We start from the raw sequence: 13,682 nt of genomic DNA, 5'->3' as shown, positions 1-13,682 counted from the left end.
AAGGTTTTTAGATTTATTCAGCAAGCCCTAGTTAGGGAACAGGCAACAGATGGTGTACTTTATAAGACTGAGAAACGCTATAAATGATTAACGAAATACATCAGACTACAATCACACCCAACAAAAAAGCTCTAACTTGCCCGGGCAAAACCTCTCACAGATATCTCTCCAGTTGCAATGGAAAGATAACTTGAGGTCTAACTGATTGATTATGCTCCCAAATAAGCCGCTAATTCTTCCGAACCGCCAATTAATTGCCCGTTAATGAAGACTTGCGGGGTGGTGGTATTGCCACTCATGGCCCGCAGAGAACGACTGGTGGCATCCCGTCCGAGGATAATTTCTTCGTATTGTAGCCCTTTTTCTTCTAACATTTTCTTAGCCCGGAGGCAGTAGGGACAGCCCACTTTCGAGAAAAGAGAGACTAAAGGCGGTTTTTTGGCTTCTGGGTTGATGTAGTTTAACATCGTTTCCGCATCGGAGACTTTGAAAGGATCTCCCGGTTCTTCCGGTTCGATGAACATTTTCTCGATAACACCATCTTTGACTAGCATCGAATAGCGCCAAGAACGTTTACCGAAACCTAAGTCAGCTTTATCGACTAACATCCCCATTCCTGCGCTAAATTCGCCGTTACCGTCGGGAATTAAAAGGATATTATCACATTCTTGGTCTTTTGCCCACTCGTTCATGACAAAGGTATCATTCACCGACAAGCAAACAATACTATCTACGCCATTTTCCCGAAAAACTGGGGCTAATTCGTTATATCCGGGTAAATGGGAGGTGGAACAGGTGGGAGTGAATGCCCCGGGTAAGGCAAAAAGAACAACGGTTTTTCCTTTGAATAATTCCTCGCTGGTGATGTTCACCCATTGATTATTTTGACGCACGGGAAAGGTGACATCGGGAACTCTCTGCCCTTCTCGGTTTGGTAGCATAATCGTCAACTCCTAATTGCTAAGTCGTACTCATTTCGAGTTTGTATAAATTAAGTGTAATCATAACGACTACGAGTTGTCAACAAGTATTTATGCTTAAATCAGGAGATAGGAGACAGGAGGCAACAGGCAACAGGCAAGAGTCTCCAAGAAGGAATCTGGCAATTCTCCCACCTAAAAAGAAGATTAGAAACTAAGTACATCAAAGCTTTTAGCTGAACAAATAAGGTTTTAGATTCGTCCGTTGTTATCAGTTACTTCTGTCTCCTGTATACTGTCTCCTGTCTCCCTTCTCCCCACTTCCCCACCTCCCAATTCATAATTCATAATTCATAATTCCCACTTCTCCCCACACCCAACCCCTTTTTTTACTGAAAAATGATGTTTTCCTTCCTGAAAAAAAGCTATAAATGGCTAGGACTAGCGATAATAACGGTGATTTTGGCGATTACACCCGCCGTCATTGCCCAATCAACCACTAGCACCATACCTCTGGCAAAAATTAACTGGTTACAGGCGATTTTTTTGGGATTTGTGCAGGGAGTGACGGAATTTTTGCCGATTAGCAGTACCGCTCATTTAAAAGCGATTCCCGTCTTTTTGGGTTGGGGAGATCCTGGTGTCACCTATACAGCAGTGATTCAATTGGGCAGTATTGCGGCGGTATTGTCCTATTTTTGGCAGGATTTAAGGCAAATATCCACGGGAATGGTGAAAGCGGTGGCTAGTTCCGATTATCGTTCCCAGGATTTTCGTTTAGCCGTGGGGATTATCCTAGGCACAATTCCGATCGTTTTCTTCGGTTTGTTAATGAAACTTTTCATTCCCGATTTAGATAACTCCCCCCTGAGAAGCATGACAGCGATCGCCTGTGCCTCCATAGTCATGGCTTTACTCTTAGGTACGGCCGAAAAAATCGGGAAACATAAACGCAGTTTTGAGACTTTGCGACAAAAAGACGGGGTTTTAATGGGATTAGCCCAAGCTTTAGCCCTAATACCGGGGGTATCTCGTTCTGGGTCCACCTTAACTGCCGGGTTATTCATGGGTTTAGAAAGGGCCGTAGCGGCGCGATTTTCCTTTCTGTTAGGCATTCCGGCGATAACTTTAGCCGGTTTAGTGGAATTTAAAGGAGTTCTCGACCAGATTAACACCAGTGAATTAATTCCCCTGGCTATTGGGGTAATTTCCTCGGCGATATTTTCCTATCTTTCGATCGCCTGGTTATTAGATTATCTCAAAAAACAGAGTACCTGGGTTTTTGTCTGGTATCGTCTCTTTTTCGGGGTTACTATCCTGATTGGTGTGGCCTGGGGGCGTTTTTCCTGACCTTTTGGCATTCTAATTAGGGTTTGCGGCAAAAAGTTTGTTGGTGGGGACAGGGTGTGGGGTGTGGGGTGTGGGGTGTAGGTTTTTACAGATTTTCATCTGGTCAATTACCTAATTTTTAGGGAAAAAGTCCCTGAATTTTCCCCCCGATCACTCCCAGATATGGTACTTTTTGATTGACAAAAAGTCTAAAAGTCTTACCCAACAAGGTTTTTAGCTTTATTCAGCCAGCCCTAATTAATTTCTAAAAAATCTTGCAATTTTTGTAGATAAGTAGATCTCAGCAAATTTACCAGGCATAATTTCCACTGCTTTTTTACTCACAGATGTATAAATTGTGCCTAGGGCTGCCTCATAATCTGCCGCTAAAAAATCTTCTAAAAAAGCAATTTTTTCTGATTTTGGGATCGATCGATGCAAAAATCTCGCCATAAATAATCGATCGGCAAAAGGTACTTTTAAAAATCAATCATAACGAAACCGTACCACATACTTACCGAATTGATGGAAGGCAGCAAAAGCCGCCTTGTCCCTGTGGAGAAACCCGGTTTCTTTGTCTATGGAGCGATCGCAATTAGCCCTAAACCAATCTAACAGGTAGGTTGACTGGCGCGATTAGTTGAAGTTTAGACATAATTGTGTTAATTATGTTTTTTTAATGCAGATGAATAGCTTGGCAATAAGGCTATCATCAATTATAATTAAAATCAATAAAAACAAATCAGCGATATTTGAGAATAATTGTAATTATGAAATTTGTGTTAAGTTCTCAAAATGTTTATGACTATTTAATCGACCAAAAAATCTGTGATCGCTGCCTAGAAAATCCGGGAGTAGAGCAGATTCAGGCTAAAAATTTTAACTTATTAGTGACTTTACCAGAGGGTCGAAAGTTACTGGTTAAACAAGAACAATTTATTAATTTAGAAAAGGAAACGGTGGGCGAGTTTTTTGGGGAATGGCGAATCCCCAAATTTCTAGAGAACTTTCCTGAAATTGACTATTGGCGTAGTTTTCTGCCAGAATTACTGCTCCACGATGCTGATAACTCAATTTTAGTTTCTACTTATCTGGATAATTATCAGGATTTGGCAGAGTTTTATTCTAAAGAGAATCTCTTTCCGGCTCAGGTTGCTACTCAAATCGGCAGTTGTTTGGCGACAATTCACCGTGATACCTGGAATCAGAGTATTTATCGGGAATTTTTTGTCAAAGAAGAGTTTGCTGGAAAACCGAAAGTATCTCCGCTATTATTAGAGAGTTTGGAAAGGATCGGTCCTGAAATTTTTGGTATGGCTCCGATGGATGGATTGAAATTTTTTGCACTTTATCAACGATATGATAGCTTAGGAGAAGCAGTTCATCGAGCCAGTGAAACTATTTCTCCTATTTGTCTGACTCACAATGACATCAAGCTGAATAATATTCTTCTGAATCGAAACTGGGAAGATATTAATGGAAATGCGATCCGGTTGATTGATTGGGAAAGGTCTGATTGGGGAGATCCAGCATTTGATTTGGGAATGGCAATCGCTAGTTATCTACAAATTTGGTTGGGTAGCTTGGTGATTAGTAATTCTCTCAGTATTGAAGAGTCTCTGCGACTAGCCACTACTCCCCTAGAATTGCTGCAGCCATCTATCGGTGGGTTAACTTTAGCTTATTTAGAAACTTTCCCAGAAATCTTAGAATATCGTCCTGATTTCTTAAAGCAAGTAGTCCAGTTGGCCGGTTTTTCTTTAATTATTGCAATTTTGGCAATGGTTCAGTATCAAAAAATCTTTAATAATACCGGAATTGCTATGCTTCAGGTAGCCAAGGCTTTGTTATGTCGTCCTGAATCATCAATGCCTACGATTTTTGGGGCTACTGCTACTCACTTAAATCAGATAAATTCTTCTGTTGTTGGCCAAGTTTAATATCGTTGAGTATCTTGAAAAATTATGTCATTACTTAATTCTCAATTCCATCATTTAGCCCCTGAGGTTAGAGGTCGGTTAAAGGAAGCTTTGTTAGATATTGTTGAAAATCTCGAAATTTCCGCTGATTTTTCGATTCGTCATCCTAACTATCAACCCTGGGAAATGCCTGCTGAGATGTTGTCTCGGATTCAGGCTTTACCGAAGGAAATACAGGATAAATATATGAGTTTACAGTTGAGGAGTTTTCTTTATGGTATTTATTATAATGGGTCGATGCAAGCATCGCAAGCATTAGGTTCTGAGAATAAGGGTCAGCAATTAGATTTGGAGAATAATAGTTTTGCTGGCGTAGCTATGGACTTTTATTTACAGTTGGAAGAAGCGAACAAGGGGGAGGGATATTTTGATTCGGGTTGGTCAATTTTGAGAGAGGAAACCGATGGCAGTTTGGCTGTGACTAAGGGCGGTTTGCGACTGCATATCCAACGGGAAAAGCATCTTCAAGAGTCTGAGCAAGCGGCGGCAGTGGGTGCTGTTGTGTCAATTTTGATGCCTAAGAATTTTGTACAAAATGGCTTTTATATGGCGGTGGGTAATGCCGGTTTACAGAGAGAGGAAGCTATGGTGCGGCTCTATTTTAATGTTACTCCTGAAGGCGCGGTGGCTGTGATGACTGGGTTGACTGAAAGGTTAAATCAGAGGGGGATTCCTTTTAGTTTTAAGGCTTTATATAATCCAGTTGATTATCAACGATATGATGCTGGGGTGCTTTATTTTGGCAAAACAGATTATGAGTTGGTCAGGCAGGTGGTGGCTCATGTTTATCAAGAAAATCAGTCTGTTTTTAAGCCAGAAATACCTTTGTTTACTCTGGAGTTAGCACCGGGTTTGGGGTTGGCGGAAGAACCAGACAAAAAGTTTGGCAGTGAGGAGAGTTTTGGGATGAATCGCTGTCAGATTATAGCCAATGGGTTGTTGATGGCTTGGCAACAGGAGGACAATTCTGCGGCGGGTCGGATTACTGCTATTTCTGAGCAGTTTTCTGGGTTGGGGATTGATTGGCAGCGTCCTTATTTGAATGCTGATTCTGAGGATGTTTATCAGGGATTAGAGTTGGCAGGCTGATATTAGTCGCCTATCTGGGAATCAAAGAGTGATTGGCCCGTCGGTAGATTTTAGCCTCATTAGGTCATGGGGCTATTTTTTTGCTCTGCCACCACCCGAACCCTGGGCAGAGAGATATAAAAAAGACATAATTGGGTTATTTATGTCTTGAAAAACCAACCTCGTTGATACGAGATTCTGGGCGTTTGCGGTCATAATCTAGATGAAGTTACGGTGTTTAGTCGGTAAAATTGAGACATAATTGTGTCATTTATATTAATTTTAAAGTTGCTTAACCTATTGTCATTGTTGGAGAGTTAGGCAATAATAACAGTCATAGGGAAAGGAAAAACATAAATCTGATTACCTCAAAGTAGAACTTATTCCAAGAGGAAACAAAATGGCTAATATTACTATTTCTGAGTTACGCCCTGCTGGTGCAGACTTGTTCTCCGATTCTGAGAGTTACCTTACTGACTTGACCGGGTCGGAAACGCTTGGTACATTAGGTGGCGGTGGTTCTATCAGTATTTGTTGGGAAAACAGAAGAACCAGAATTCGCTCTGTCAGTATTTGCTGGAATTAGAAAAACTCCAGGTTCTTGTTAAGAAACTAGCCCAGTTTTTACTAAAATCTCTCTATCATCCAGTTAGGTTGACCTGACTGGATGATATTCGTGTTAGTGCTATTCATCTCAAACTGGTGACACCTGAGACTGACTCAATTTGATTGATAACCCACTCGCCAAACAACTCTGACCAAATTTGATAGCGTAACTGATCATTTAACTCTGGCTGTATAATTTCCTCCACTAAAATCAAGCTTATCCCTTTAGCTTTCACAATAGGTTTAAGCAACTGAGGAGGTTTCGTAGCAAACACAGCAGCAGATATTTCTGGTTTTAAATCCTGGCGACGCTGTACCCCCAAATATCCATCCTGACGGCGTAACTCTTTATCCTGAATATACTTGTCAGTCACATCATAGAAACTCATTTCCCCTAGCAAACCCTAAATCTCAGCAAATTTACCAGGCATAATTTCCACTGCTTTTTTACTCACAGATGTATAAATTGTGCCTAGGGCTGCCTCATAATCTGCCGCTAAAAAATCTTCTAAAAAAGCAATTCTTTCTGATTTTGGGATCGATCGATGCAAAAATCTCGCCATAAATAATTGATCGGCAAAAGGTACTTTTAAAAACCAATCATAACGAAACTGTACCACATACTTACCGAATTTATGGAAGGCAGCAAAAGCCGCTTTATTATACTCAAAAATGCCATTACAGGTTAAAACTGCTTTCACCACTCTTTCGGGGTACATAGTAATAAAAAAAGTCGCCACCGATGCCCCCATAGAGTGACTATTGAGATAGACTTTTTCAATTTCCAAACTATCTAAAAACAAGGCCAAATCAAGGGCATATTCTTCTAAATCGTAGGAAAGATCGGGGGATTTTTCCGGCAATTTAGACCGACCAAAACCCCGCATATCGTACAATAAACAATCAAAGCGATCGCAAATTGCCGCAGCCGTTGATCGCCAATAGCGTCCCGATCCTCCCCAACCATGAATAAACACCATCACCGGCTTTTTTTGGGCAGATTCCGACTGTCGAATCCACTCGTAATAGTGAGGAACACCGCGAACAGTGATTGTTTTATCGATTATTTGAGTTTTCATGATAGATGTCGTCTTCCAGATTATCCCAAATCTTAGCCAGTGCAGTTTCGCTGACTTTTTGCCAGAAATCCGAGTTTGTCTCCTCCGGGATGAGGGTGACTAAAACCCTAGTACCCTCTGGAATCGGCACGGATTCGAGGAGTTCGATCTTGCCTTCTTTGATGATCGCGGGAACGGTGTTCAGCATGGTTAACCTCGATTTTTCCCCTTAAGCGGATTCTTGACTGGGTATAGAGGAAGGATGAACCAATAGCTCTGCCGTGGAACGTTTTTCCACCATTTCGCGGGTGATTAAACAGCGTTTCACGTCTTTGCGCGAGGGCAATTCGTACATGACATCGAGCATTAATTCCTCGACAATACCCCGTAGGGCCCGGGCCCCGGTTTTGCGACGATAGGCCTCTTGGGCGATCGCTAGGACGGCATCAGATTTAAACTCTAACTGTACATTGTCCATCTTCAACAGTTTTTGATACTGTTTCACCAAAGCGTTGCGGGGTTGCGTCAGGATAGCGATTAAAGCTTCCTCATCCAGGGGTGAAAGCGCCGCTAGGACGGGAATCCGACCGACAAACTCTGGAATCATGCCAAATTTGACTAAATCATCGGGAGTCATTTGTTTTAATAACCCTGCCGCTACCTTATCCTTACTAGCTTGGCCATCTCCCGGTTGAATAAAGCCCATGGATTTTTTACCGAGACGCTGATCGATCACCTTATCTAAACCGACAAACGCCCCACCGCAGATAAACAGGATATTGCTGGTGTCAATCTGAATACAATCCTGATAGGGGTGTTTGCGGCCGCCTTGGGGGGGAACATTGGCGATCGTTCCCTCTAACATTTTCAGTAAAGCTTGCTGTACCCCTTCTCCGGACACATCCCGGGTAATCGAGGTATTTTCGCTCTTGCGGGCAATTTTATCGATTTCATCGATGTAGATAATGCCTCGCTGCGCTTCTTCCACGTCTAAATCTGCCACTTGTAACAGACGCAAGAGAATATTTTCCACATCTTCCCCCACATAACCGGCCTCGGTTAACGTGGTGGCATCGGCGACGGCAAAAGGTACATCGAGGATTTTGGCCAGAGTTTGAGCTAGAAGGGTTTTTCCCGATCCTGTGGGACCGATTAACAGAATATTGGATTTTTGCAGTTCGATGCTATCTTCTGGACTACCGCCACTGGCTTTTTGGGTTTGGATATCTTTGAGGCGTTTGTAATGGTTATAAACGGCCACAGAAAGCACTTTTTTCGCCTCATTTTGACCAATAACGTAGTCATCGAGGTATTTTTTAATCTCTCTTGGTTTGGGAATTTGTTCCCAAGTAGTTTTGTTTTGGCCCGATCGCCGTTTGTTGGGACGTTCCTCCACTGGGGCGACCGGACTAGGCGGTTCCATCAATTCCTCATCGAGAATTTCGTTACACAGTTCCACACACTCGTCACAAATATAGACCCCCGGCCCGGCGATTAATTTTCGCACTTGTTCCTGGGATTTGCCGCAAAATGAACACTTGAGGTGGGAGTCGTATTTAGACATAGTTTATTATTTACAGGGAAGTAACGGGAACGGTAGGATCGGGCAGTTCGGGACGGGAAATCACCAGATCGATTAACCCATATTCTTTAGCTTCGACGGCCGACATGAAAAAGTCCCGTTCGGTGTCGTTGGCGATGCGATCGTAGGGTTGACCGGTGTGATGAGCCAGCATGGTATTGAGTCTCTGTTTAATATAGAGGATCTCTTTGGCCTGGATGGCGATATCGCTGGCCTGACCTTGGGCGCCGCCGAGGGGTTGGTGAATCATGATCCGGCTACTGGGTAGGGACATCCGTTTACCTGCCGCGCCACCACAAAGCAGGAATGCTCCCATACTAGCGGCTAAACCGAAACAAATTGTCGCCACGTCGGGGCGAATTTGTTGCATGGTGTCGTAGATAGCTAGTCCGGCATAAACGGAACCACCGGGGGAGTTGATATAAAGTTGGATATCCTTTTCGGGATCCTCTGCCTCCAAGTAGAGGAGTTGGGCGACGATCGAATCAGCGACCTGATCATCGACGGGGGTTCCCAGAAAGACAATTCTCTCGCGCAAGAGTCGAGAATAGATATCAAAAGCCCGTTCACCCATGCCAGACTGTTCGATTACCACGGGTAAAACGTTAGCTAAGGAGTTTCTCCCCGTGTTGGCGTAGATAGCAGGGCGACAGTTACTGGTAATTGGGTAGTCAGGTGATCTCGATTCGAGCATAATTTTTTCGGTTCCGCTATCACAATCTTAGGGGTTTTGCTTGGCTGTGGAGCTTTTACTGGCAAATGTTAAGCATCTTTAGCACTTCTGTCCATCTATTATGCCCTAAGTTTCCCCCGGTTGGCAGCAATCAGTTATCAGTTATCAGTGATCAGTGATCAGTTATCAGCCATCAGTGAACAGGGATATCGGGAGAAAAAAGCTGATGGCTGATAACTGACGGCTAAAAGGCTGACGACTTCAAGATAGCCAAGGGTTATTCTTCCTCGGCTGCCAATACTTCCACTTCGGTGAATGGGAAGGTTTCTTCCGTTTCCTCCTCCTCGCTTGTTTCTTCCTCTAGGGAACCTTTGGGGACGAGGGTGATAGTAGCTTTTTCTTTCAGCCATTCCAGGGTGTTTTCCGCCAGGATTTCTTCGGTGATCACCTGTTCCAGACGCTGCATATCTAGGTCGCGATCGGACAATTGCGCCATGATTTTAGCGATTTTTTCGGCTACTGCTTCGGGACTGACTTCAATGCCCGCGACTTTAGCCAATTCCTGCACCACCAGAGTCTGTTTCAGACTTTCGAGCGCATCGGGACGGGCTCTTTCCCGCATTTTGGGAATATTATCTTTTGTAAACAACTGGTTGACATCTAGCCCCATTTGTTGGAACTGCATGAAGCTTTGGGTCAAAATATGCGTCACTTCCTTCTCGATCAGCGTCTCCGGTAAATCTAAAGTCGCACCCTTGACTAATTCCTTGGTTAAAGCCTCATAAATGCTGTCTTTGGTTTCCTTCTCCGCTTGTTCTTGGAAGCGTTTCTCTAAACTTGCTCTTAATTCGGCGATTGTTTCCTGATCGCTGACTTCTTGGGCAAAATCGTCGTCAAGCTCTGGTAATTCCTTCGCTTTTAACTCTTTCATCGTAATGGTAAAGATTACCGCTTTTGCTGCCACATCTTCTTTGGGATAATCTTCTGGGAAAGTTAAAGTCATCTCTTTGACTTCTTCCGGTTTCATGCCGATAATTCCTTCCACCATCCCCTCGATAAAGCGTCCTGGTTCCATATCCACCCGCAGATCTTCGCCGTCAATATCTGGGATATCTTCGCCAGTTTCGGCGGATTTTCCCCGATAATCAACGATCGCCACATCTCCCAGCTGCGCCCCGCGATCTTCCACAGGAACCAATGTCGCTAACTGTTCTTGACGCTCTTTAAACCAATTTTCCACGGATTCGGGATCATAAACGGTTTCTTCGGCAGTAACGCTCAGATTTTCGTAATCTCCGAGAACAATTGTCGGGGCCACATCCACGGAAACTGAAAAAGTCAAAGCTTTACCCGGTTCATAGGCAGCGATCAAATCCTCAAACTTAGACAATAGCTGGGGATTGCCCAGGGACTCGATCCCCTCCTGTTTTAGGGCAGATTCGAGGCAATTTTCAATTAATTCCTCAATTACCGCCGCTTTTACCGCTTTAGTTCCCAATCTTTGCAGAAGAATCTGACGGGGAACCTTACCGGGGCGAAAACCGGGTATATTGGCCGACTTCGCTAAATTCTTGACCACTTGCTCGTGGGTGTTTTTCGTGGTTTCGGCGGGAATTTCAATTTCTAAACCTATCTGACTGGCAGGAAGCTTTTCCTGAATAACTTTCATTGATTTTTCTAGCTCTTACGACAAGGAACGTTTATAATAGGGTGAGCGGTGTTTACGCCTGCGGTGAATCCGTCCCGCTCATGATATTCTAGGGGAATAGCTGCAGTTGTTCCCCAAGCTCTCACAATCTTTTTATTTTAGCGGTCAATGGGGTATATTTAATTTATTACGTCCTTGGGGCAGTTAAGCCCAATCAGAAAATTTTGCTGATCAAAAGCCGATCAATCCAAGTTTTAGAATAACTCGGTGGACAAAAAAGATTTTTTACTGTAACGATTTCTTCGGATCATTATCATCACCCAACTCGTCAGGAGGTTACACAATTTGAGTCAAAAAGTACGGGTCGCTATTTTAGGGGCCACCGGGGCCGTGGGAACGGAATTACTAGAGTTATTAGCTAGTCGTCAATTCCCTCTCGCTAGTCTAAAATTACTGGCTTCCGAGCGTTCTGCTGGAAAAACCCTCAATTTTCGGGGCGAAAGTCTCCTAATCGAAGCGGTAAACGAGCGCTCTTTTCAGGACGTGGATATCGTTCTCGCTTCTGCGGGGGGGGCCACCTCGAAAGCTTGGGCGAAAACTATTGTCGAGTCGGGTGCGACGATTATCGATAACTCCAGTGCTTTTCGCATGAATCCCGAAGTGCCTCTGGTTGTCCCAGAAATCAATCCCGACAGTGTGGACAATCACCGGGGCATTATCGCTAATCCCAACTGTACGACAATTCTTTTAGGAGTGGCGATCTGGCCTCTCCACCAAGTACAGGCGATCGAGCGAGTAGTAGTTTCTACTTATCAGTCTGCTAGTGGTGCTGGAGCGCGAGCCATGGAGGAGGTAAAACAGCAAGCGCAAGCAATTCTTGATAATCGGCAACCTCCCACTAATTCCTTCCCCTATCCCCTCGCTTTTAATCTTTTTCCCCACAATACCCCGATTAATGGTCAGGGGTACTGCGAGGAAGAAATGAAAATGGTCAACGAAACCCGCAAGATTTTTGCTTGTCCAGAGCTGCGGGTTAGCGCCACCTGTGTGAGGGTTCCCGTGCTGCGGGCCCATTCGGAATCGGTTAACCTGGAATTTAGTCGGCCTTTTTCTGTGGTGAAGGCCAGAGAAATTCTTGAGTCTGCTCCTGGGGTAAAATTAGTGGAAGATTGGGACGCTAATTATTTTCCCATGCCAATTGATGCTACCGGTCGCGATGAAGTATTAGTGGGACGCATTCGTCAAGATATCTCCCATCCTAACGGTCTAGAATTGTGGCTATGCGGCGATCAAATTCGCAAGGGTGCGGCTTTAAATGCCGTACAAATTGCCGAACTTTTAGTCAAGAAAAATCTCGTCGGTTCAAGATTAGCAACAGTTTGATAACTAAGCTATCGGCCATCAGCTAGACCAAGGCGATGATAACTAGACCTCTGGTAAAAATCAAAAATTGTTGTTGGGGTTAGGAGCCAGTAGTCAGTAGTCAGGAGGATTAAGAATGAATAATAATCAATTAAATAGTCCTACCCTAACCCATCCTACAAATAATTAATTGTGCCTCCCTACTTAGGAGGATTGTCAGATTCTTTCTTTTGCCTCTTGCCTTCAGAAGCTGATAACTAACTGATAACTGATAACTGATAACTGATAACTGATAACTGATAACTGATAACTGATAACTGATAACTGATAACTGATAACTGATAACTGATAACTGATAACTGATAACTGATAATTGATAACTGATCAATGAGTGAAACAACCTATTTTGGACGAGTAATTACGGCGATGGTGACTCCCTTCACCGTCGAGGGTCAAGTTAATTATGCCCTGGTGGAAAAATTGGCCGATTATCTAGTTACTCACGGTAGCGATGGTATAGTGGTCTGTGGGACGACGGGAGAATCACCCACCCTAAGTTGGCAGGAAGAATACGAACTATTTAGTATTGTCAAAAAAGCGGTTAATGGTCGGGGAAAAGTGATCGCGGGGACGGGTTCTAATTCCACTTCCGAAGCGATCGAAGCGACCCAACAGGCTGCTAAACTGGGTTTAGATGGTTCTTTACAAGTGGTTCCCTACTACAATAAACCACCCCAAGAGGGTTTATACGAGCATTTTCTGACCATTGCCAAAGCTTGTCCCGATCTGCCGGTGATGCTTTATAATATCCCTGGTCGGACGGGTCAAAATATGACCCCGGAAACGATTATTAAACTGGCAGCAGTTGATAATATTGTGGCGGTAAAAGAAGCTAGTGGTAATTTAGAACAAACCTGTAAGATTTACTGTCATACCCCTGAAAATTTCGCTATTTATTCCGGCGATGATTTTCTCACCTTACCCCTGATGACCTGTGGTGCGGTGGGGGTGGTCAGTGTTGCTAGTCATCTAGTGGGAGAAGAAATCCAAGGGATGATTCAAGCTTTATTAACCGGAGATGCGGCCAAAGCGATCGAGATTAACTTGAAATTATTTCCCCTGTTTAAAGGTTTATTCTGTGCCACTAATCCAATTCCAATTAAAGCGGCCTTAAATCTAGTCGGTTGGGAGGTGGGGGGATTGCGATCTCCTTTATGTTCCTTAAGTCCCGAACTAGAAGAAGGATTAGCAAAAATTATGCAAGAATTGGCTTTAATCTAGAAAAATACTAGAAAATTTGGCTAACTAAACTAGGATTTTTTCGAGAAAGTAGGTTATAATATTAATAGCTTAACTAGAAGAAAAGAAATATAGTTTAGAACGGCGAGAAAGTATTGATATAAGTGAATTTAGCTAGGTGTTATTCCCCTAGTCATACTTATTCTGACTATTCATTT

Annotated in this window: 11 protein-coding genes and 2 pseudogenes; 5 read left to right on the top strand and 8 right to left on the bottom strand. The window is 43.5% G+C overall.

What is annotated here, in order from left to right:
* Nucleotides 1-209: 209 nt before the first annotated feature.
* The gene (locus LW728_RS04175; RefSeq protein WP_194018055.1) at nucleotides 210-941 is read right to left on the bottom strand and encodes a glutathione peroxidase; all 732 of its coding nucleotides are present in this window, start codon (nucleotides 939-941) and stop codon (nucleotides 210-212) included.
* A 378-nt stretch (nucleotides 942-1,319) separates the two neighbouring features.
* Between LW728_RS04175 and LW728_RS04170 the strand changes: the two genes are divergently transcribed.
* Nucleotides 1,320-2,270 carry an undecaprenyl-diphosphate phosphatase gene (locus LW728_RS04170; RefSeq protein WP_043998160.1) on the top strand — a complete coding sequence of 317 codons (951 nt, stop codon included), beginning with the start codon at nucleotides 1,320-1,322 and terminating at the stop codon, nucleotides 2,268-2,270.
* A gap of 264 nt (nucleotides 2,271-2,534) precedes the next feature.
* Here the strand turns inward: LW728_RS04170 and LW728_RS04165 are convergent.
* Nucleotides 2,535-2,801 (bottom strand): annotated as a pseudogene (locus LW728_RS04165) (alpha/beta fold hydrolase); the annotation flags it as partial.
* Between the two features lie 218 nt (nucleotides 2,802-3,019).
* Here LW728_RS04165 and LW728_RS04160 point away from each other — a divergent pair.
* A complete protein-coding gene (locus LW728_RS04160) occupies nucleotides 3,020-4,189 on the top strand; it encodes a phosphotransferase (protein WP_002802369.1) in 1,170 nt (389 codons plus the stop codon).
* Between the two features lie 24 nt (nucleotides 4,190-4,213).
* On the top strand, nucleotides 4,214-5,317 hold the full coding sequence (locus LW728_RS04155; protein ID WP_002802367.1) for a T3SS effector HopA1 family protein: 1,104 nt from the start codon (nucleotides 4,214-4,216) through the stop codon (nucleotides 5,315-5,317).
* Between the two features lie 668 nt (nucleotides 5,318-5,985).
* Here the strand turns inward: LW728_RS04155 and LW728_RS04150 are convergent.
* The 6 genes and pseudogenes from LW728_RS04150 to tig form a co-directional block, all read right to left on the bottom strand.
* Nucleotides 5,986-6,291 carry a peptidylprolyl isomerase gene (locus LW728_RS04150; RefSeq protein WP_287765339.1) on the bottom strand — a complete coding sequence of 102 codons (306 nt, stop codon included), beginning with the start codon at nucleotides 6,289-6,291 and terminating at the stop codon, nucleotides 5,986-5,988.
* Between the two features lie 18 nt (nucleotides 6,292-6,309).
* Nucleotides 6,310-6,981 (bottom strand): annotated as a pseudogene (locus LW728_RS04145) (alpha/beta fold hydrolase); the annotation flags it as partial.
* The gene (locus LW728_RS04140; protein ID WP_287765336.1) at nucleotides 6,959-7,168 is read right to left on the bottom strand and encodes a hypothetical protein; all 210 of its coding nucleotides are present in this window, start codon (nucleotides 7,166-7,168) and stop codon (nucleotides 6,959-6,961) included. The gene LW728_RS04140 and the pseudogene LW728_RS04145, both read right to left, overlap by 23 nt.
* Nucleotides 7,169-7,189: 21 nt before the next feature.
* Nucleotides 7,190-8,524 carry an ATP-dependent protease ATP-binding subunit ClpX gene (gene clpX, locus LW728_RS04135; RefSeq protein WP_287765333.1) on the bottom strand — a complete coding sequence of 445 codons (1,335 nt, stop codon included), beginning with the start codon at nucleotides 8,522-8,524 and terminating at the stop codon, nucleotides 7,190-7,192.
* Nucleotides 8,525-8,534: 10 nt separating this feature from the next.
* Entirely contained in the window at nucleotides 8,535-9,236 is a 702-nt protein-coding gene (clpP, locus tag LW728_RS04130; RefSeq protein WP_002736918.1) for an ATP-dependent Clp endopeptidase proteolytic subunit ClpP, read from the bottom strand.
* Between the two features lie 256 nt (nucleotides 9,237-9,492).
* Nucleotides 9,493-10,884, bottom strand: a complete 1,392-nt coding sequence (gene tig, locus LW728_RS04125) for a trigger factor (protein WP_002803688.1) — start codon at nucleotides 10,882-10,884, stop codon at nucleotides 9,493-9,495.
* Between the two features lie 324 nt (nucleotides 10,885-11,208).
* Between tig and LW728_RS04120 the strand changes: the two genes are divergently transcribed.
* A complete protein-coding gene (locus tag LW728_RS04120) occupies nucleotides 11,209-12,246 on the top strand; it encodes an aspartate-semialdehyde dehydrogenase (RefSeq protein ID WP_287765330.1) in 1,038 nt (345 codons plus the stop codon).
* A gap of 366 nt (nucleotides 12,247-12,612) precedes the next feature.
* Nucleotides 12,613-13,506, top strand: a complete 894-nt coding sequence (gene dapA / locus LW728_RS04115) for a 4-hydroxy-tetrahydrodipicolinate synthase (RefSeq protein ID WP_002803691.1) — start codon at nucleotides 12,613-12,615, stop codon at nucleotides 13,504-13,506.
* Nucleotides 13,507-13,682: the final 176 nt, after the last annotated feature.

This window comes from Microcystis sp. 49638_E5 (genome assembly GCF_021300285.1).
GTDB lineage: Bacteria > Cyanobacteriota > Cyanobacteriia > Cyanobacteriales > Microcystaceae > Microcystis > Microcystis aeruginosa_C.
Note: the sequence above shows the minus strand (reverse complement) of the source record. Positions and strands in the feature narration are given on the sequence as shown.